The sequence below is a fragment of the Pseudomonas sp. PDM32 genome (assembly GCF_019219225.1).
GTDB lineage: Bacteria > Pseudomonadota > Gammaproteobacteria > Pseudomonadales > Pseudomonadaceae > Aquipseudomonas > Aquipseudomonas laurylsulfatiphila.
In genome coordinates this window covers 81,948-100,177 of sequence record NZ_JAHUWE010000017.1, presented here as the reverse complement: position 1 = coordinate 100,177, position 18,230 = coordinate 81,948, and the positions used below count along the sequence as shown (strand labels likewise).

Genomic DNA, 18,230 nt, shown 5'->3' with positions numbered 1-18,230 from the left:
GATTGCCAGATGAAACACGCAACTGCTGAAGTCATTCGTGAATATGGCCCGTTTGCCGAGGTCGATCATGTGTGCGGCGTCACCTGGGACGGCGAAAAGGTCTGGTTCGCCAGCAACAGCAAAATCAACGCCCTCGACCCGGAAAGCGGCAAGTTGCTGGACTCGATCGATGTCGCTGCCCATGCCGGCACCGCGTTCGATGGCGAGCATCTGTTCCAGATCGCCGACGACCGCATCCACAAGATCGACCCCCGCACCGGCCGCATCCTGTCGACGATTCCGGCCCCCGGCGCCGGCACCGATTCGGGGCTGACCTGGGCCGAAGGGACGTTGTGGGTGGGCCAGTACCGCGAACGCAAGATCCATCAGATCGACCCCGAGACCGGCAAGATCCTGCGCACCCTCGAATCCAACCGTTTCGTTACCGGCGTGACCTGGGTGCAAGGTTCGCTGTGGCATGGCACCTGGGAGGGCGACGAGAGTGAGTTGCGGCGCATCGACGCGCAAACCGGTGAAGTGCTCGAGAGCCTCAGGATGCCCGAAGGCGTCGGCGTGTCGGGACTGGAGTCCGATGGCGGCGAGCGGTTGTTCTGCGGTGGCGGCGAAAGCGGCAAGGTGAGGGTGGTGCGTCGGCCTTCGTGATGCACGGAACTGTGTACACCCACTTACCCTGTGGGAGCGGGCTTGCTCGCGAAGGCGGTGTATCAGCTAGCATCAATGTCGTCTGACACGCCGCCTTCGCGAGCAAGCCCGCTCCCACAGGGGCAGTGGGTGTATGCAAAATCTGCAAGCAACCTCACTCAGTCCGCTTGTGGATGCTGATCGTTGATCTCGTACCAATCCGCTTTCGAGCCGACGCAAACATGTTTTTGCTTGCGTGTCCGTAGCGGCGTATCCAGCGAGCCGAGGGCAATCGAAACCCACTCGGAAAACGCGCCTGTCGAGTCAGTCCAGAACAGCGAAGATCCGCAGCGGCAACAGAACTGCCGGGTGACACCTTTGGATGATTCATAGGCCTGAAGCGAATCTGTGCCGGTCATGATCGACAGCGCCGAGACGGGCGCGCTCGCATAGGTCGCAAACGCAGCCCCATGGCTCTTTCGGCACTGGCTGCAATGGCAATGGGTGACGGCTTTCAACTCGGTCGACACGCCATATTTGACCGCGCCGCAAAGGCAGCTGCCCTGGTGAAACTCATCCATGCAATACCCTCTCCTTATCGATAGTATTTTTCCGTCCTGCCATGTTTTCTGCTGGTCGAAATCGGTCTAAAAGCCCGGTTGGCAATCGTCCCTGTTTTGCTATCCTCAACTTTGTAGGTGAAGACGCAGACTGATGCGCAAAAGGATAGCAAGGAGACGTGGGGCGCGTTCCGAAGGGTACACGGTTAGAAAGATCCCCGCGCTGGGATCCAGCCCTTATGCCGTGTGAAGCAGAAGAGTTCCATTACGGTTTCACGACTCTTTTGTGGGAGGCCTGATAAACCTTGTAAGCCGGAGACCAGCACCGGCCACCTACTTGTACTCACCCACGAAGCCCGCCCAGTGCGGGCTTTTTAATGCCTTGGTTTTTGGCGTCTTTGTAGGAGCCAGCTTGCTGGCGATGGTCGTTAACGATAACGCGTGTGACCTGGATAAACGCGGCGCACTGGAGTCCATCGCCAGCAGGCTGGCTCCTACAGTTTCAGCGTGGGCATGGCCCTTTGTGGGAGCTGGCTTGCCCGCGATGGTCGTTAACGATAACGCGTGTGAACGGGATAAACGCGGCGCACTGGAGTCCATCGCCAGCAGGCTGGCTCCTACAGTTTCAGCGTGTGGGCGCGGTCTTTTGTGGGAGCTGGCTTGCCTGCGATGGTCGTCAACGTTCACGCGTGTGAACTGGATGAACGCGGCGCGCTTTAGTCCATCGCCAGCAGGCTGGCTCCTACAGTTGCAGCGTGGGCACGGTCTTTTGTGGGAGCTGGCTTGCCTGCGATGGTCGTTAACGATAACGCGGGTGAACCGGATAAACGCGGCGCATCTGAGTCCATCGCCAGCAAGCTGGCTCCTACAGTTTCAGCGTGTGGGCGCGGTTTTTTGTGGGAGCTGGCTTGCCAGCGATGGTCGTTAACGATAACGCGGGTGAACCGGATAAACGCGGCGCACTGGAGTCCATCGCCAGCAGGCTGGCTCCTACAGTTTCCCGTCTAGAACCTTTTCAATGCCCGCAAGGTGGGTCTGGCCGGCCGCTCAAGGCGCGCCGAACAGCATCGTCCAGTAAACACCGTTGTCGCTGCGGGCGTTGGCGGCGTACGCGGCACCGACCTGGGTGAACATCGGGTTCATCAGGTTGGCGCAGTGCCCGGGACTGGCGAGCCAACCGGCCATGGCCTTGCTCGGCGAACCTTGTCCGGCGGCGATGTTTTCACCGATCTGGCGGCCACGGTAGCCGGCAGCCCTGGCGCGGTCGGCGGGCATGTCACCGTCGGGGTCCTGGTGGGCGAAGTAGTTGCCGTAGGCCATGTCCTTGCTGTGATTTTGCGCTGCGGAACCCAAGGCAGCACTCCAGGACAGCGGCCGTGCGGCGGCGAAGCGCTGGCGACCACACAGGCGCGGCTTGGCCCGGGCAGCGTTGACCTGCGCCAGCAACGCCTGGGCGGCGCTGCGGGGATCGGCGGTTTGCCGGTCGAGCACCGGCCGCGCCAGCACCACTTGCCACTCGCTCCCGGCGCGACTGACGCCGATATCGGCGTATTGGTTGTCCAGCAGTGCGGCGCAGTGCTCGTCCTGGAACATATCGAAGGCTTCTTCGGCATCCCGTGCACCCACCACGCGGATAGAGCGCACCATGGTCGCCTGATAGCCGGAAGCCTTTAACCGGTCCCGCAACCCACCGCCATAACCAACGGGCAAGGCCAGGTTCGCTTTGAGCGTCAGGGGTGACAAGCGTTGCGCGGGGCGTCGGTCGCAACGTTGCGGATGGGCGCGGTAGTCGTTGATGGCGTCGACCAGTTGCCGTTGCCCATCGGCGTGGGCGGGGCTGGCAAAAACGGGGAGCAGGGGAAGCAGGCACAGCGAAGAAAAGCGCAAGGCAACGACGGTTTGGCGCATGAACGGACAACTCGAATGAGATGACGACGAAAGGAGAGGGGGGAAAACGCAGGGTATGACTGGTGTCTCGACACAAGGTTCACGGCGGACAAGCTGCTGCCTGTGATCCAGCCGAGGCATCCGACGAAGGGTAGGGTGTGGTGCGCCGTTTAAACGGGATCCTGCTTCTCGCTCGGTCGCAGCCTGAAGCGACAGACATGCCCGCCACGCACCATGCATTCGCTGTGCTCGACTTCACCGCCGCCCAACGCGCCGATCAAGGCCAGGTCCAGTTCGCAGACCACCGGATGCTCGGCGGCCAGGCGATGGAACACGCAGTTATGCGCGACGATTTCCGGCGTGTCGCCTGAGCGAAAAAACACCTCGGCTTCGTAGCCCGCCTGGTTCATGTGCTGGACGATCCTGGTTTCGTCGACGACCTGCTGTTCACGGTCCAGCGCCAGTTTGCGGCCCATGCTGCGCATCAGCGAGGCCAGGGCTTCGGGGCCGATGATGGCGGCAACTTCATCGATCAGGACGCTGGCCAGTAGCTGATAGTGGCGAGGGAATTGCTCCCGTGCGTGGTCGGTGAGCCGATACAGCTGCTCCGGGCGACGCCCCGTCGGGCGGGTGTCGCCGCGCAGCACCAGGCCGTCACGCTCCAGCGCCGCCAGGTGTTGGCGGATTGCGGTGCGCGTGACGGCCAGATGTTCAGCCAACTCGTCAATGCTCATGCCGCCGGCATGGTGCAGCAGCGCATTGAGCAGGTCTTGCTGTGTTCGGCCCAGTCCTTCCAGCATGGGATAGCCTCGCGCGATATCAGAACTTGTCCGGGAATTGCTTGACCAACGCGCCGGTCAACGCATCGGCCAGGGCCAGGATGTGCGTGCGCATCATCGCCCAGGTACGGGCTTCGCCGGCGTAATCATGTGCCGCGAATTCATCGATCTGGGTGATGTGGTGACCGCCATGGGCTGACAACATCGTCACCAGTGTCGCCTCAGGCAGATTGGGGTTCGCCGTGGCCAGGAACGCCGCAATCGCCTTGGCATTGCTGGTCAGCTCGGTGACGGCGGCCTGCTTGCCCTTGGCATCTTTGGCAACGGTGGCATCGCTGTAGTGTTTCACCGCGCCCCAATGGCCGGCAAGCAGCTTGAGCAATTGATCCGCCGCCCGCTGGCCGTAGAGCGGGGCGATGCTGTTGGCGATCTTGGTGGCGTTGTCGACCACCTGATCGGCCGCAACTTTGGCTTGTTTCTGGTCGGCGGATTGATTGGCCAGCGCGTAGTTTCTGATCCAGAAAATGTGCTCGACCCAAAGGTCACGCTCGGCCAGGCGTGTGGTCAGCGCGGGGCTGTCGGCAGCGGCGGGTGAAGCGGCAGGCGTCTGGCTCCAGACCGGTTGCGCACAGAAAGCCAGCAGGAGCAAAGCCAGGGTTTTGATATTCATGACGGCACCCTCTGAGAGTGGGAACGTTCGACAATATCAATATAGGCATAAAAATATGTTTTTATTGGCTGGAAGCGAACTCTCGGATGAATGGCCATAGCCTGTTGCTGGAAGCGACTGGGGGCATAGGGAGGCTTTTTGTGGCGAGGGGGCTTGCCCCCGTTCGGCTGCGCAGCAGTCGTAAAACAGCTACATGCGGTTAACCTGAATACGCATCGTCTGGATTCGGGACTACTTCGTAGTCCAACGGGGGCAAGCCCCCTCGCCACAAAGACTGGTGTTGCCGTTACAGCCCTTCACGCAGACGTTTGAGGTAGTCGGGACTTTCGCTGATCGAGTTATGCCCCGCCCCCGGTATCACCTGCAGTGACGCCACGCCTTTGGCGAAGTGTGTGTACAAACGCTCGGTGCTCGAACGCGGAATCACTTCATCATGCTCGGCCACTATCAAGACCGTCGGCACCGTGATGCGGGCGGCGTACTGCCAGGACGGGTATTTGTCCTTCAGCAACCAGCGCACCGGCAACCAGCGAAACTGACGAGCGGCCAGCCCCTCGAGGCTGTTGTAGGGCGTGATCAACACCAGGCGCGCGGCCGGGCGCTGGCTGGCCAGGCGCACGGCGACACCCGACCCCAGGCTGCGTCCGACCACCGCCACATGCGAGTGACTGGCATACACCTGGTCGAACAAGGTCAAGGCATCGCGGGCGATGGCCTCTTCCGAAGGCGAGCCGGAACTGCCGCCAAAGCCACGGTAATGCAGCAGATACAGCGCGTAGTCAGGGAACGCCTGGGTGAACACGGGCAAGTTGCGCGAGACGTCTTCGGCGTTGCCGCCAAAGTAGATCAGCGCATTCGGGCCTTCGTGAGGTCGGATGGACACCAGCACCCGTGCGTCGGCGACCGGCAGGGTGAGCAGCGTCCCGGCTGTTCCGACGGCACGCGGTTGCGGGTAATAGATCAGCGCCCGCTGAAACACGAACAACGCCAGGCACAGCGCCAGGTACAACGCAGCGACGATGACAACGAGTAACACCAGGGTGCGCGACATTCGACTAACGTTAGTGGGCGGCATTGACGGCTCGGGGTTTGAAAGTGACTGGCGCCGCAGGGCCTTGTGAGTGTAGTCAATCGACCCATGGCACGGGTTATCCGCCGTGTCGGTGCAACAGGCCGGACCCGAACGACTGGTGAGAAGCGTTTTATGAGCCATCCTGAGGGTTACACCCGTAGAGAAATTCTCACGCTGGCTGCCGGCGCTTCGGCGGTCTTCACGTTCGGTCCGGTGGGTGCGCAACCCGCGCCGTCGACGGGAACAGGAGGCAAGACCATGCAGACTCGCGCCATTCCTTCCAGCAACGAGTCCTTGCCGATCGTAGGCTTGGGCACTTATCGCGGATTCGACGTCGAGCCTTCGCAACCGGCCTACAAGGACTTGCCCGCGGTACTGGATGCGTTGTTCGACAAGGGTGGCAAGCTGATCGACAGCTCGCCGATGTACGGTCGCGCCGAACAGACCACCGGCGAATTGCTGTCGATCCATGAACCGCGCTCGCCGGCGTTCCTGGCCACCAAGGTGTGGACCCGCGGGCGCGAGGAAGGCATCGCGCAGATGGAACAATCCTTCGCCCTGTTGCAAACCGACCGGATCGACCTGATGCAGATCCACAACCTGCTGGACTGGCAGACGCACTTGCCGACCCTGCGCCACTGGAAAGAACAGGGGCGCATCCGCTACATCGGCATCACCCATTACACGGCGTCGGCCTACGACGAAGTGGAAGCGGTACTCAAGGCCGAGCCGCTGGATTTCCTGCAGATCAACTACGCCCTGGATGATCGCGGCGCCGAGAAACGCTTGCTGCCGTTGTGCCGAGAACGGGGCGTGGCGGTGATCTGCAATCGGCCGTTCGGCGGTGGCGGCCTGCTGGCCAGACTGAAAGACAAACCGCTGCCAGGCTGGGCGGCGCAAGTCGGGGTCAAGAGCTGGCCGCAACTGGCACTTAAGTTCCTGCTGTCGCATTCGGCGGTGACCTGCGTGATTCCGGGCACCGGCAACCCGCGCTACATGGCGGAAAATGCCCGGGCCGGTTTCGGCCCGATGCTGACCGATGCCCAGCGTCAGCAGCTGATTGCGCTGGTGGACTAGCGCAGCCGGCGAGTTGCGCAACCTCTCCTATACTGTCCGCGTCCATGCCGTTGAAAGCGCATTCGTTGCCCTGACGGCGTCCCTGTCCATCACTGCAAGGAGATCGAACATGGCTATCCGCATTGGCGATGAAGCACCGGATTTCACCGCCGAAACCACCGAAGGCACGCTCAATTTTCACCAATGGATCGGCGACGGGTGGGCCATCCTGTTTTCCCACCCCAAGGATTTCACCCCGGTCTGCACCACTGAATTGGGTTACCTGGCGAAACTCAAGCCCGAATTCGACAAGCGCAACACCAAGGTCATCGGCCTCAGCGTCGACCCGGTCAGTGACCACAACCGTTGGGTCGGCGACATCGCCGAGACTCAGGGCTGCGCCGTCAACTACCCGCTGATCGGCGATGAAAACCTGGTGGTGGCCAAGCTCTACGACATGATCCACCCCAATGCCAGCGGCGGCGCGCGCACAGCCGTGGACAACGCCACGGTGCGCTCGGTGTTCATCGTCGGCCCGGACAAGAAGGTCAAGGCCATGCTGATCTACCCGATGAGCGCCGGGCGCAATTTCGATGAAGTGCTGCGCCTGCTCGACTCTCTGCAACTGAATGCCAAGCATACCGTCGCCACGCCGGTGAACTGGCGGCCGGGTGAGGATGTGATCATCCCGACTTCGGTGTCTGATGAAGATGCGAAGAAGAAATACCCGGATGGCTTCAAGACACTGAAGCCGTATTTGCGGACGGTGGCTCAGCCGAAGTAGCCTCGGCAGCCCTGATGCCGCCTTCGCGAGCAAGCCCGCTCCCACAGGGGGTCGAGTCGAAGCACATATCTGTGAACGACTCAGGACCCTGTGGGAGCGGGCTTGCCCGCGAAGGGGCCGGCCCTGGTGGCCAAGTACTTCAAACCAGATACTTTCTAAACCACCCCAACGTCCGCTCCCACGCCAGCTTCGCCGCCGCCTCGTCATAACGCGGCGTCGAGTCGTTGTGGAAACCATGATTGGCGCCCGGATAAATGTAGGCCTCATAGGTCTTGCCCCCGGCCTTCAATGCTTTCTCGTAGGCCGGCCAGCCCTCGTTGATCCGTGTATCCAGTTCGCCGTAGTGCAGCATCACCGGTGCCTTGATTTGGGGCACTTCCTCGGCCGTTGGCTGACGACCATAAAACGACACGGCGGCGCCCAGTTCCGGATAGGCCACGGCGGCGGCGTTGGTCACGCCACCGCCGTAGCAGAACCCGGTGATGCCGACTTTTCCAGTGGCGGCCGGGTGTTTCATCATCCACTCGACGGCGGCGAAAAAATCGTTCATCAGCTTTTCTGGGGCGACCGTGGCCTGAAGCTCGCGGCCCTTGTCGTCATTGCCGGGATAACCGCCGACCGAGGTCAGGCCGTCCGGGGCCAGGGCGATGAAACCGGCCTTGGCCACACGCCGGGCCACGTCTTCGATGTAGGGGTTGAGCCCGCGGTTTTCATGCACGACCACCACCGCCGGCACCTTGCCGGTGGCCCTGGCCGGGCGCACCAGATAAGCCCGTACCTGGCCGTTGCCCTTGGGCGAAGGGTAGGTGACGTACTCGGCAATGATGTCCGGGTCGGTGAACTCGACTTGCTCGGCCAGCGCGTAGTTGGGGCTTAGCGCGGCGAGCAGGGCACCGGCGGTCAAACCTGCGAAGGTGAACAACGCTGCGCGGTCGAGAAACTCCCGGCGATTGATCTTGCCGTGGGCGTAGTAGTCGTAGAGTTCCAGCAGCTCCGGGGAAAAGTCTTTGGCTGTGAGGCGGGTCATCGGTGCAACTCCTTACAGAAGGTTGAACACGGCCCCTGTGGGAGCGGGCTTGCTCGCGAAAGCGGTGTGTCAGATACATGGATGTTGGATGTGCCACCGCATTCGCGAGCAAGCCCGCTCCCACAGGGGGGAATGGTGATGCCGGCATCTCATTTCACGCACTGCGCCCCAGCCTTCGCCACCTGCGCATCCTGCTCAGGCTTGACGCCCGACACCCCGACAGCCCCAATCACCTGGCCATCGAAAATGATCGGCACGCCACCCTCGAGCGAAGTCAGCAACGGTGCTGACAGAAAAGCGTAGCGCCCTGCGTTGACCATGTCCTCATAGCTTTTCGATTCGCGCCGCCCGAGGGCGGCGGTGCGGGCCTTTTCGGTGGCGATATAGGCACTGCCCGGTGCGCAACCGTCGAGGCGTTCGAGGGCCAGCGGGTGGCCGCCGTCATCGACCACCACTATGGTCACGGCCCATTGATTGGCCTGTGCTTCGGCACGGGCGGCTTTGATGATCTGCTGGACTTCGGTCTGGCTCAGCACGGCTTTGCGGTTCATGGGCATCTCCGGGATTCGGTTAAGGCAGGGCGGCTTCGACCAGTTCGATCCAGTGCCGCACCGGGGTCCGGCCCGCGCCGTCGAGGTGCGACTGGCAGCCGATGTTGGCCGTGACGATGACCTCGGGATGGCCGCTTTCCAGGGCATTGAGCTTGTTGTCGCGCAGTTGTCGCGACAGCTCGGGCTGGGTCAACGAATAGGTGCCCGCCGAACCGCAGCACAGGTGCCCGTCGGGAACGGACGTCAGGTTGAAACCGAGGCCGGTCAGCAGTGCTTCCACGGCACCGCCGAGTTTCTGCCCGTGCTGCAAGGTGCAGGGGCAATGGAAGGCCAGGCGCTGCGAGGCGTGGATCCCGAGTTTTTCCAGCGGCTCGTCGCGCAACACCTCCACCAGGTCCCGGGCCAGTTCGCTGACCTTTTTCGCCTTGTCGGCATAGGCCGGGTCGCTGGCGAGCAGATGGCCGTAGTCCTTGATGAAGGCGCCGCAACCGCTGGCGGTCTGCACAATCGCCTCGGCGCCTTTTTCGATGCTCGGCCACCACGCGTCGATGTTGCGCCGGGCGCGATCGAGGCCGGCGGCCTGGGCGTCCAGGTGGTAGTCCACGGCACCGCAACAACCGGCTTCGCGGGTCGCGATGACGCTGATCCCCAACCGGTCCAGCACCCGCGCCGCCGCGGCATTGGTGTTGGGTGACAGGGCAGGCTGCACGCAGCCTTCGAGCATCAGCACCTGACGCTCGCGCAGAGTCATGGGGCGCGGCTTGGCCGGCGGTGCATGGCGCGGCAATTTGCTTTGCAGCGTGCCCGGCAGCAGTGCGCGGAACACCTGGCCGCCATTGACCAGGCTCTTGAACAGGTCCGGATGCGGCACGGTCTGGCGCAACCCTTCGCGCAACAGGCGCTGGCCGAGCGGACGCGGCACCGCCGCATCGACCACCGCCCGACCGATGTCCAGCAGGTTGTGGTAATCGACGCCCGACGGGCAGGTGGTTTCGCAGTTGCGGCACGACAGGCAGCGATCCAGGTGTTGCTGGGTCTTTTGCGTGACATCGTTGCCTTCCAGCACTTGCTTGATCAGGTAAATGCGGCCCCGCGGTCCGTCCAGTTCATCGCCGAGCAATTGATAGGTCGGGCAGGTGGCATTGCAGAAGCCGCAGTGCACGCAGGTGCGCAGGATGCTTTCGGCTTCTGCAGCGCGGGGCAGATGGCGGGCGCGTTCACTCAGGGTCGTCTGCATGGTTCAAAGCTCCGCGTACAGGCGTCCGGGGTTGAAGATGCCCCGTGGATCGAGCTGTTGTTTCAGGTTGCGGTGATAGCGCATCAGGGCCGGGGGCAGGGGCTGGAACGGGGTGTCGGTGAGGCCGTGGCTGAAGCAGGTGACATGGCCGCCGACTTCGTCGACGACCTGGCGGATGAACGCCGCCTCGGCATCGGATTTCAACCAGCGCTGGGCGCCGCCCCAGTCGATCAACTGGCGCCCCGGCAGCGACAGGCGCGGTGTGTTGTGCGGCAGTGACAGGCGCCAAAGCGGCTGGTCTTCATCGAAGAAACTCAAGCGCTGTTCATTGAGGTCTTCCCACCAGGAAGCGTCCAGCCGTTCGCCACCGAGGCGCTCGTGGGCCGCCGCCACCGAGCCTTCACCGCCCTCGAGCCGCAGGTGCAGGCGTGTACCGTCGTGACAGGCTGCGCTGATCGGCAACGGTTGCTGGCCCCACTCCGCCAGGCGCAGCAAGGCGCGTTCAGGGTCCATTTCCAGGCTGATGCTCAGGACTTTCCGGGGTTTTGGCAGCACTTTGAGCGAGACTTCGGTGATCAGCCCGAGGCAGCCGTAACTGCCGGTCATCAGGCGTGACAGGTCGTAGCCGGCGACGTTTTTCATCACCTCGCCACCGAAGCGCAACAGTTTGCCTTGACCGGTGATGACCCGCGTGCCGAGGACGAAATCGCGCACCGAGCCGGACCACGGGCGCCGTGGGCCGGACAGTCCGCAGGCGATCATGCCGCCGACCGTGGCGCCCTCGCCAAAGGACGGCGGCTCACAAGGCAGCATCTGTTGCGCGGCATCCAGTGCCTGGGCCAGTTCCGACAACGGCGTGCCGCAACGGGTGGTGATCACCAGTTCGGTCGGGTCGTAACTGACGATGCCCCGGTGCGCGCGGGTATCGAGAATTTCCCCGGCCGTGGTGCGGCCGAGAAACCCCTTGCTGTTGGAACCCTGGATGCGCAACGGCGTAGCGTTTTCCAGCGCCTGATTGACCTGCTCCAGGAGCAGTTGACTGTCATCGAAATCTTCAGGGCCGCGCATCAGAAACGCTCCAGCTCGGGGAAGGGCAATTGACCGCGATGTATGTGCATGGCACCGAATTCGGCGCAGCGGTGCAGGGTCGGAATGTTCTTGCCGGGGTTGAGCAGGCCGCTCGGGTCGAAGGCGGCCTTGATGGCATGGAACAGGGTCAGCTCATCGCTGTTGAATTGCGCGCACATCTGGTTGATCTTCTCGCGACCCACGCCGTGCTCACCGGTGATGCTGCCGCCGACCTTCACGCACAGCTCCAGAATCTTGCCGCCCAGGTTTTCCGCGCGCTCCAGTTCACCGGGTTGATTGGCGTCGAACAGGATCAACGGATGCATGTTGCCGTCGCCGGCGTGGAATACGTTAGCCACCCGCAGGCCGTATTCGTTCGAGAGTTCGGCGATGGCGTGCAGCACGCCGGGCAGTTCGCGACGGGGGATGGTGCCGTCCATGCAGTAATAATCCGGCGAGAGTCGGCCCACCGCCGGGAAGGCGTTCTTGCGCCCGGCCCAGAAACGTACGCGCTCGGCTTCGTCCTTCGCCTGGCGCACCTCGGTCGCACCGGCCTGTTGCAGGACCTGGCGCACCCGGTCGCAGTCATCCGAGACGTCGGCTTCAACACCATCGAGTTCGCACAGCAGAATGGCCTGGGCCTCCACCGGATATCCGGCGTGAATGAAGTCCTCGGCGGCGCGGATGGCCAGGTTGTCCATCATTTCCAGGCCACCGGGGATGATGCCGGCGGCAATGATGTCGCCGACGGCGCGCCCGGCTTTTTCCACGGAGTCGAACGCCGCCAGCAATACCTTGGCGGTCTGCGGTTTGGGTAGCAGCTTGACCGTGACCTCGGTGATCACCCCGAGCAGGCCTTCGGAGCCGGTGAACAGAGCCAGCAGATCGAAACCGGGGGCGTCTAGGGCGTTTGAGCCCAGGCTCAAATGCTCGCCGTCGACCGTGAGGATGTCGACCTTGAGCACGTTGTGCACGGTCAGGCCGTACTTCAGGCAATGCACGCCACCGGCATTTTCCGCGACGTTGCCGCCGATGGAGCAGGCAATTTGCGAGGACGGATCCGGCGCGTAATACAGGCCGAACGGTGCCGCCGCCTGGGAAATCGCCAGATTGCGCACACCCGGCTGAACCCGTGCGGTACGGGCGGCGGGGTCGATGCCCAGGATGTTGTTGAAACGCGCCATCACCAGCAGCACGCCTTTCTCAAGGGGCAGCGCACCACCGGACAAACCGGTGCCCGCGCCACGGGCGACGACCGGGACGTGCCGCTCATGACAGACGCGCAGCACCCCTTGCACTTCGTCGATGTGCCGGGGCAGCACCACCAGCATCGGCGTGGTGCGATAGGCCGACAGTCCGTCGCATTCGTAGGGCTTGAGTTCCTCCTGCTGATGCAGGATTTCCAGGCCCGGCAAGCGGCTCTGCAGGGCCTGCAACAGGGCCTGTCTGTCGACGTCGGGCAAGGCGCCGTCAACGCGTTCATCGTAGAGAATGTTCATGGGATCACGATTCTCGCTGGAGACCTGCGACCTTCATCATTGGCCTGAGACGGCCGGCTGTCCATGGGATGTTTGTCCGCACGACGGACCATTCATTCAAAAAAACCACTCGCCACTGTGGGAGCGGGCTTGCTCGCGAAGGCGGTGTGTCAGACGGCAATGTCTTCGACTGACACACCGCCTTCGCGAGCAAGCCCGCTCCCACAGGGATGAGGCTTAAGCAGAATTGCCTGCTATTGGATTCAATGCCCGCCCACCACCATATGGCTGAACGGCGCGACGTAGGCCTGCAACGTCACCAGCCCGCCGACCAGAATCGCCAGCACAATCGAGTGGAAGAACACATAGCGCAGGATTTCCCCTTCATGGCCGTACCAGCGGGTGGCGGTGGAGGCGACCACGATCGATTGGGCGTCGACCATCTTGCCCATGACCCCGCCGGAACTGTTGGCGGCGGCCATCAATACCGGGCTGATGCCCAGTTGCTCGGACGTCACCCGTTGCAGGCCGCCGAACAGCACGTTGGACGCGGTGTCCGAGCCGGTCAGCGCCACGCCGAGCCAGCCGAGCAGGGTGCCGAACATCGGGTAGAAAATGCCCGTCGCGGCAAAGGCCAGGCCCATGGTCGCATCCAGGCCGGAGTAGCGTGTGAGGAAGCCCAGCGCGAGCATCGCGGCAATGGTGATCAGCGAGTAACGCACCACCCACAACGTGCGCAGGTACTGGTGAATCAGTTGCGGGATCGAGTAACCCATCAACAAGCCGCCAACGATTGCCGCCAGCAGAATGCCGCTGCCGGTGGCGGTGAACCAGGTGAACTTGTACACCGCCTCCTCGGTTTTCGGCGCGGCCACCACGGGCGGGACTTTCTCGACCTGCAAGTGCAGGGTGGTGAAGGTCACGACCGGCGCAAACAGCGGGTTGGCCTCGCGCATCGGCTTGCCCTGCGGATCGAGCTTGGCGGCACTGGTTTGCGGGTCGATGGCAGGGCGGGTGTCGAAGGTGTTCTTGAAGCCCTGGGTGCCCCAGATGAACACGAAGACCGTGAGGATGATCCACGGCATCCAGGCTCGCATCACCGCCGGTTTCGCCTCGTTGGCGAAGGTTGCGGTCGGTACGGGCTTTTCGTCGTGCTCGGCGTCGATCTTCGAGTTGTCGACCCGGCCGGACAGGGCGGCGGAGGTGTGCACGGTGGCCGGTTTCCAGACCCTGAGGAAACCGGTCAGGCAGGCCATGGAGATCAGCGCGGCGATCACATCCACCAGCATGGGCCCGTGATAGTTCGACACGAGGAACTGTGGCACGGCAAAACTGACCCCGGCCACCAGGATCGCCGGCCAGATCTCCAGCATCTTGCGCCAGCCGGCGAAAGCCCAGATCAGCCAGAACGGCACCAACACCGAGAAGAAAGGCAACTGCCGACCGACCATCATCGACAGCTCCATCTCATCCAGCCCGGTGACCTTGGCCAGGGTGATGATCGGCGTGCCAAGGGCGCCGAATGCCACCGGCGCGGTGTTGGCGATCAGCGCCAGCCCCGAGGCGGCAAGCGGCGAAAAGCCCAGCCCGATGAGAATCGCCCCGGTCACTGCCACCGGCGTACCGAAACCGGCCGCGCCTTCGAAAAACGCACCGAAGCAGAAGGCGATCAGGAGCAATTGCAGGCGCCGGTCATCGGTGATGCGCGCCAGGGAATCTTGCAGCACCTTGAACGAACCGTTCTCGGTGGTCAGGCGGTGCAGGAAGATGATGTTCAACACGATCCAGCCAATCGGCAGCAAACCGTTGGCTGCACCGAACAGCGCCGCGGAACCGGCCATGTTCGCCGGCATGCCGAAGGCGAAGATCGCGATCAGCAAGGCCGAGGCCAGGGCGAGCAGCGCCGCCAGGTGCGCCTTGACATGGAAAAACGCGAGGGACGCCAGCATCACCACCACCGGCACAGCCGCCATGAGCGTTGAAAGCACCGGGTTACCGAACGGATCGTAGACTTGCTGCCAGACCATGTTCCACCTCTGCTTTTTATTGTTGGACGTGCAGATCCCCTGGGGGGAGGTGGCCTTGAGTATAGGTGGCATTGCGCCGCTGTCAGGCCAGGCCCTCCGGTCCAGCGGGGCGGCGCAGTTCCGGGGCCTGAGCTAGCATGGCCAGTAGGGTTTGAATCCAGTCAGGGGAGCAATGCAGTCATGACCGAGCGCCATATAGAGCACAAGGAGACGTTATCGAATGGATGCAAAATCAAAGTCACCGCCGAGATATTGAAGGACGGTTCGTTGGGCATGTTTATCGGTGTCTACAAGCCGGACGGCTCGGTCATCGACGAAAACCACGACCCACGGCCGCACATGCTGGACATGGAGGCGGCGATGGATTGGGGAATCGATATTGCGAGGGGGACTGGCAATAGCCAGCGAACGTTGTGAGCGGTTCGCGTCCGTGCCCGGGTGACCGGTGGTCGCCGTCAGAATCCGAAGGCGCGGGCCGAGGCTTTTGCCAGCTCGACATCCAGCAAATGCTCGGCCAACACGTCATTCAAAAAGCGGAACTGATCATTGAGCCCGACCACTTCGTTACTGAAGTGATGATCGGCTGAAGGGATCAGCAATGCGTCGAACTTCTCGTCGAACAGCAGAGTCAACTCTTTACGTGATTCGAATTTCTGCGCGTAGAAATTGCTGCCGAACAGCGGAAAACGCACGGCGAGGGAGACGGTGTGCATCATGATGTTTGCTCCTCGCTCAGGACGTACCAGGCAAACACACTCAATGTGAACGCCGTCAGGGCCAGGCAGGTCAGCAGATGGATCAGCATGAGGTTTCCCTCCGATTCGGGATTTCGTGTTGGCTTGGGATCGATCCTACGCTGACGGTGTGCAAGCGGAAGGCAATCGCGGCGATGGTGAATATCGACGCCAGTGATGGTGGTTTTTGTTCTGTCTGCTCTGGCCCTTTCGCGAGCAAGCCCGCTCCCACACTGATCGACGGTGAACCTGTGGGAGCGGGCTTGCTCGCGAAGGCGGCCTCAGGTGCGCCGCGACCTATACTTGAATCATGGTTTTCGAGTGCTGGACATCCCGCCCGGTGCACACTTCTGGAAGCCGCCATCTTGAACCTGCGTTCGCTGATCATTGCCGTGCTGGTGGTGTTGGCAGGGTGCGCCACGCCGCCGCGTGCGCCAGTGGAAGTGGCGCCGGTCATCGTTCCCGCCAGCACCTGGCAACAAGTGGACCGGGAGATCGTCGCCGCGTCGCAGTCGGCCACCGAACAGACCCGAATCTACGCCCGTGGCGCCATGGAATACTGGCGCACGCGGGTCTATGAACTGACCGAAGAGAATTTCATTCCGTGGTTCAGCAGCTACTGGACCCAGGAGTGGCTGTCGATGAAGGTCAGCTGGTACACCATCAGCGCCAAGGGTGAGCAGGATGCCTCGGCCAAGCGCCTGGCGGCGTACCTGCTCGAGGCCTATCAGGAGAAGGTCCTGGCCCCGGTGGCGGCGGAAATCGATCCCGATGCGATTCTTGGCCTGGCAGCGGCATTCTACGTCGACATCCTCAAGGAAGAACTGCAGAAGATCTCCACCCGCCACGGCGTGCCGATGGCCCAGCTCAACGGGCGCATCCAGAAAATCCCGGCCATTGCCCTCGGGCCACCGCCGGCGCGGGACGCCTCGTTGTACCAGGTCGTGCACACTGAATCATTGACCACATTGCCGGCCTACGCCGCGTTGCTCGACAAAATCCACAAGGCCGGCGGTGACCGGGGCGTGGGGTCGACCGACACAGCGATGGCGCCGGTGGCCAAGCGCGCCAGCCAGCGCATGGAAGCCGAGATGGCCCCGCGCGGGGCCGCCAGTGCCGTGGCCGCCGCTGCCGGGAAACTCGCCGGCGGATTGATCACCGTCGGTGTGGCGGGCATTCGCGCGATCATTCAGGCCAATGACAGGCCCGACAGCGAGGCACTGATCCGCAGCAGCCTGGGCAACACCTTCGACAAGGCCTGGATCAAGCTGGTGCAGAACCCGACCACCGGTGTCATGGCCGGCACGCTTTACATGGCGGGGCAGATCGAAGGGAGTCTGGGCGGCGGCGCACAACCGCCGGTCGGTTTGAGTGCCGGTACTGTCGATTGGACGCCGGCGCAACCGACTACCCAGCAGAACACCCCATGACCCAAGGAGAAACACTCATGTCTTATGTCGATGGTTTTATCGCTGCCGTACCCACCGCCCACCGTGGGCAATACCTCAAACACGCCGAAATCGCCGCCTCGGTCTTTAAGGAAAACGGTGCCTTGAGCGTGGTCGAATGCTGGGGCGAGGACGTGCCGGATGGCAAGGTCACCTCGTTCCCGATGTCGGTGAAGCTCAAGGAGGGCGAAACCGTTGCCTTTGGCTGGATCATCTGGCCGGACAAGGCCACCCGCAATGCCGGGATGGACAAGATGATGCAGGACCCGCGCATGAAGCCGGACGTCAATCCGATGCCCTTCGATGGCCAGCGCATGGTGTACGGCGGGTTTGAAGTACTCCTTACGGCTTGATGCCGGACGCGGGATCACTCCGGCGTCGGGGTGGTCCTGCAACTCTTGCGCTGGCGGATCTCGTCATCCGTCGGCCGCTCGTGGATGAACTCGAAGCGCGGCTCACCTTCGCTGTAATGCACCAGCCAGCCCCATTCCAGCTGGAGTTCATCCTGACCTGGCGCGGGCGGTCTGGCCCACCATGGCTCTTTGCTGATGATCTGTCGCATGGTCCCCCTCCGGTCTGCAGGATGCCAAAACTATAACGCGCCTGCCGGACGTTGCCAGAAATCCGCTGGCCGGCAGGCGGCTGTTGAGTACACTCAGACAGTCTTCCCACAAGGAGTGCGGCATGAACGACGAAACCCGCGAGCCGATCAAGCGTCTGTTCTTTGCGCTGGACTGCGCCCCGGCCCAGCGCCGGGAGATCGCCCAGTGGCGCAGCGCGCTGCAGCTGCGCAATGGTCGACCGGTGCCGGCGGACAACTTTCACCTGACGCTGAAGTTTTTGGGCGCGGTGGGTGTGGCGCAGATCGCCGAGCTCTGCAACGCAGCGGGGGCCATCCGCACGCCGGGCGAGCGCTTGACGGTGGTGCTTGACCGGCTGGACGTATGGCGCAGGGCAGGGGCGTTGGTGCTCGCGCCGCAGCAGGCGCCCCCGGCATTGCTGCGTCTGGTCTATGCCCTGGAACAGGCGATGTTGCCGTTCGGGCTGGAGGAGGCCCCAAGGGAGTATCGCCCGCACCTGACCCTGGCGCGGGATTATCGGGCGCCGGTGCCGGAGTCCCCAACCGCGCCGGAGTTCATCCTGCATGTCGAGCGCTTCACCCTGTTCGAATCCCACAAGGGCCGTTATCGGGCGCTGGCCGAATGGCCGTTGCTTGATCCCCCATAAAAAA

General features: G+C 62.8%; 20 protein-coding genes. 7 read left to right on the top strand and 13 right to left on the bottom strand.

Annotated elements, in window-relative coordinates; genetic code table 11:
- Nucleotides 1-9 precede the first annotated feature (9 nt).
- Nucleotides 10-642 carry a PQQ-binding-like beta-propeller repeat protein gene (locus KW846_RS27125; protein ID WP_116583336.1) on the top strand — a complete coding sequence of 211 codons (633 nt, stop codon included), beginning with the start codon at nt 10-12 and terminating at the stop codon, nt 640-642.
- Nucleotides 643-800: 158 nt separating this feature from the next.
- Here the strand turns inward: KW846_RS27125 and KW846_RS27120 are convergent, their stop codons facing one another.
- The 5 genes from KW846_RS27120 to KW846_RS27100 form a co-directional block, all read right to left on the bottom strand.
- The gene (locus KW846_RS27120; protein ID WP_218486148.1) at nt 801-1,202 is read right to left on the bottom strand and encodes a GFA family protein; all 402 of its coding nucleotides are present in this window, start codon (nt 1,200-1,202) and stop codon (nt 801-803) included.
- 1,026 nt (nt 1,203-2,228) lie between these two features.
- Nucleotides 2,229-3,089 (bottom strand): CAP domain-containing protein, encoded by an 861-nt coding sequence (locus tag KW846_RS27115; RefSeq protein WP_218486147.1) that lies wholly within the window; start codon nt 3,087-3,089, stop codon nt 2,229-2,231.
- Between the two features lie 149 nt (nt 3,090-3,238).
- A complete protein-coding gene (locus KW846_RS27110; RefSeq protein ID WP_218486146.1) occupies nt 3,239-3,868 on the bottom strand; it encodes a metalloregulator ArsR/SmtB family transcription factor in 630 nt (209 codons plus the stop codon).
- 19 nt (nt 3,869-3,887) lie between these two features.
- Complete coding sequence (locus KW846_RS27105) at nt 3,888-4,517, bottom strand: hypothetical protein (protein WP_218486145.1); 630 nt, start codon at nt 4,515-4,517, stop codon at nt 3,888-3,890.
- Nucleotides 4,518-4,803: 286 nt separating this feature from the next.
- Nucleotides 4,804-5,592 carry an alpha/beta hydrolase gene (locus tag KW846_RS27100; RefSeq protein ID WP_218486144.1) on the bottom strand — a complete coding sequence of 263 codons (789 nt, stop codon included), beginning with the start codon at nt 5,590-5,592 and terminating at the stop codon, nt 4,804-4,806.
- A gap of 129 nt (nt 5,593-5,721) precedes the next feature.
- Between KW846_RS27100 and KW846_RS27095 the strand changes: the two genes are divergently transcribed.
- Together KW846_RS27095 and KW846_RS27090 are read left to right on the top strand one after the other, a co-directional pair.
- Complete coding sequence (locus KW846_RS27095) at nt 5,722-6,666, top strand: aldo/keto reductase (protein ID WP_165824824.1); 945 nt, start codon at nt 5,722-5,724, stop codon at nt 6,664-6,666.
- 109 nt (nt 6,667-6,775) lie between these two features.
- Entirely contained in the window at nt 6,776-7,429 is a 654-nt protein-coding gene (locus KW846_RS27090; protein ID WP_015095597.1) for a peroxiredoxin, read from the top strand.
- Nucleotides 7,430-7,568: 139 nt separating this feature from the next.
- Here KW846_RS27090 and yghX read toward each other — a convergent pair whose 3' ends face one another.
- From yghX to KW846_RS27060, 6 genes are all read right to left on the bottom strand, one after another.
- Nucleotides 7,569-8,456 carry a YghX family hydrolase gene (gene yghX, locus KW846_RS27085; RefSeq protein ID WP_218486143.1) on the bottom strand — a complete coding sequence of 296 codons (888 nt, stop codon included), beginning with the start codon at nt 8,454-8,456 and terminating at the stop codon, nt 7,569-7,571.
- 149 nt (nt 8,457-8,605) lie between these two features.
- Nucleotides 8,606-9,007, bottom strand: a complete 402-nt coding sequence (locus KW846_RS27080; protein ID WP_218486142.1) for a heme-binding protein — start codon at nt 9,005-9,007, stop codon at nt 8,606-8,608.
- Nucleotides 9,008-9,026: 19 nt separating this feature from the next.
- Nucleotides 9,027-10,244 carry a glycolate oxidase subunit GlcF gene (gene glcF / locus KW846_RS27075; RefSeq protein ID WP_218486141.1) on the bottom strand — a complete coding sequence of 406 codons (1,218 nt, stop codon included), beginning with the start codon at nt 10,242-10,244 and terminating at the stop codon, nt 9,027-9,029.
- Nucleotides 10,245-10,247: 3 nt separating this feature from the next.
- On the bottom strand, nt 10,248-11,312 hold the full coding sequence (gene glcE / locus KW846_RS27070) for a glycolate oxidase subunit GlcE (RefSeq protein ID WP_218486140.1): 1,065 nt from the start codon (nt 11,310-11,312) through the stop codon (nt 10,248-10,250).
- On the bottom strand, nt 11,312-12,811 hold the full coding sequence (gene glcD, locus KW846_RS27065) for a glycolate oxidase subunit GlcD (protein ID WP_218486139.1): 1,500 nt from the start codon (nt 12,809-12,811) through the stop codon (nt 11,312-11,314). The genes glcE and glcD overlap by 1 nt, the downstream gene beginning before the upstream one ends.
- 242 nt (nt 12,812-13,053) lie before the next feature.
- Nucleotides 13,054-14,817, bottom strand: coding sequence for an L-lactate permease (locus tag KW846_RS27060; RefSeq protein ID WP_218486138.1), 1,764 nt, complete (start codon nt 14,815-14,817; stop codon nt 13,054-13,056).
- Nucleotides 14,818-14,997: 180 nt separating this feature from the next.
- On the opposite strand from KW846_RS27060, the gene KW846_RS27055 reads away from it, so the two are divergent.
- On the top strand, nt 14,998-15,234 hold the full coding sequence (locus tag KW846_RS27055) for a hypothetical protein (RefSeq protein ID WP_007975246.1): 237 nt from the start codon (nt 14,998-15,000) through the stop codon (nt 15,232-15,234).
- A 38-nt stretch (nt 15,235-15,272) separates the two neighbouring features.
- On the opposite strand, the gene KW846_RS27050 is transcribed toward KW846_RS27055, so the two are convergent.
- Nucleotides 15,273-15,533, bottom strand: a complete 261-nt coding sequence (locus KW846_RS27050) for a hypothetical protein (protein WP_218486137.1) — start codon at nt 15,531-15,533, stop codon at nt 15,273-15,275.
- Nucleotides 15,534-15,916: 383 nt separating this feature from the next.
- Here KW846_RS27050 and KW846_RS27045 point away from each other — a divergent pair, with 383 nt between their 5' ends.
- Nucleotides 15,917-16,981: a hypothetical protein gene (locus KW846_RS27045; protein ID WP_218486136.1), complete on the top strand. Its 1,065-nt coding sequence runs from the start codon at nt 15,917-15,919 to the stop codon at nt 16,979-16,981.
- Nucleotides 16,982-16,998: 17 nt separating this feature from the next.
- Nucleotides 16,999-17,352: a DUF1428 domain-containing protein gene (locus KW846_RS27040; RefSeq protein ID WP_218486135.1), complete on the top strand. Its 354-nt coding sequence runs from the start codon at nt 16,999-17,001 to the stop codon at nt 17,350-17,352.
- 14 nt (nt 17,353-17,366) lie between these two features.
- On the opposite strand, the gene KW846_RS27035 is transcribed toward KW846_RS27040, so the two are convergent.
- The gene (locus KW846_RS27035) at nt 17,367-17,561 is read right to left on the bottom strand and encodes a hypothetical protein (protein ID WP_116583062.1); all 195 of its coding nucleotides are present in this window, start codon (nt 17,559-17,561) and stop codon (nt 17,367-17,369) included.
- A gap of 122 nt (nt 17,562-17,683) precedes the next feature.
- Here KW846_RS27035 and thpR point away from each other — a divergent pair, with 122 nt between their 5' ends.
- A complete protein-coding gene (gene thpR, locus KW846_RS27030) occupies nt 17,684-18,226 on the top strand; it encodes an RNA 2',3'-cyclic phosphodiesterase (RefSeq protein WP_218486134.1) in 543 nt (180 codons plus the stop codon).
- The last annotated feature ends 4 nt before the right edge of the window (nt 18,227-18,230 follow it).

Excerpts from the sequence above, each read along its gene's own strand:
- KW846_RS27125 (WP_116583336.1), top strand. The coding sequence starts at position 10 with ATGAAACACGCAACTGCTGAAGTCATTCGTGAATATGGCCCGTTTGCC.
- KW846_RS27120 (WP_218486148.1), bottom strand. The coding sequence starts at position 1,202 with ATGGATGAGTTTCACCAGGGCAGCTGCCTTTGCGGCGCGGTCAAATAT.
- KW846_RS27115 (WP_218486147.1), bottom strand. The coding sequence starts at position 3,089 with ATGCGCCAAACCGTCGTTGCCTTGCGCTTTTCTTCGCTGTGCCTGCTT.
- KW846_RS27110 (WP_218486146.1), bottom strand. The coding sequence starts at position 3,868 with ATGCTGGAAGGACTGGGCCGAACACAGCAAGACCTGCTCAATGCGCTG.
- KW846_RS27105 (WP_218486145.1), bottom strand. The coding sequence starts at position 4,517 with ATGAATATCAAAACCCTGGCTTTGCTCCTGCTGGCTTTCTGTGCGCAA.
- KW846_RS27100 (WP_218486144.1), bottom strand. The coding sequence starts at position 5,592 with ATGCCGCCCACTAACGTTAGTCGAATGTCGCGCACCCTGGTGTTACTC.
- KW846_RS27095 (WP_165824824.1), top strand. The coding sequence starts at position 5,722 with ATGAGCCATCCTGAGGGTTACACCCGTAGAGAAATTCTCACGCTGGCT.
- KW846_RS27090 (WP_015095597.1), top strand. The coding sequence starts at position 6,776 with ATGGCTATCCGCATTGGCGATGAAGCACCGGATTTCACCGCCGAAACC.
- yghX (WP_218486143.1), bottom strand. The coding sequence starts at position 8,456 with ATGACCCGCCTCACAGCCAAAGACTTTTCCCCGGAGCTGCTGGAACTC.
- KW846_RS27080 (WP_218486142.1), bottom strand. The coding sequence starts at position 9,007 with ATGAACCGCAAAGCCGTGCTGAGCCAGACCGAAGTCCAGCAGATCATC.
- glcF (WP_218486141.1), bottom strand. The coding sequence starts at position 10,244 with ATGCAGACGACCCTGAGTGAACGCGCCCGCCATCTGCCCCGCGCTGCA.
- glcE (WP_218486140.1), bottom strand. The coding sequence starts at position 11,312 with ATGCGCGGCCCTGAAGATTTCGATGACAGTCAACTGCTCCTGGAGCAG.
- glcD (WP_218486139.1), bottom strand. The coding sequence starts at position 12,811 with ATGAACATTCTCTACGATGAACGCGTTGACGGCGCCTTGCCCGACGTC.
- KW846_RS27060 (WP_218486138.1), bottom strand. The coding sequence starts at position 14,817 with ATGGTCTGGCAGCAAGTCTACGATCCGTTCGGTAACCCGGTGCTTTCA.
- KW846_RS27055 (WP_007975246.1), top strand. The coding sequence starts at position 14,998 with ATGACCGAGCGCCATATAGAGCACAAGGAGACGTTATCGAATGGATGC.
- KW846_RS27050 (WP_218486137.1), bottom strand. The coding sequence starts at position 15,533 with ATGATGCACACCGTCTCCCTCGCCGTGCGTTTTCCGCTGTTCGGCAGC.
- KW846_RS27040 (WP_218486135.1), top strand. The coding sequence starts at position 16,999 with ATGTCTTATGTCGATGGTTTTATCGCTGCCGTACCCACCGCCCACCGT.
- KW846_RS27035 (WP_116583062.1), bottom strand. The coding sequence starts at position 17,561 with ATGCGACAGATCATCAGCAAAGAGCCATGGTGGGCCAGACCGCCCGCG.
- thpR (WP_218486134.1), top strand. The coding sequence starts at position 17,684 with ATGAACGACGAAACCCGCGAGCCGATCAAGCGTCTGTTCTTTGCGCTG.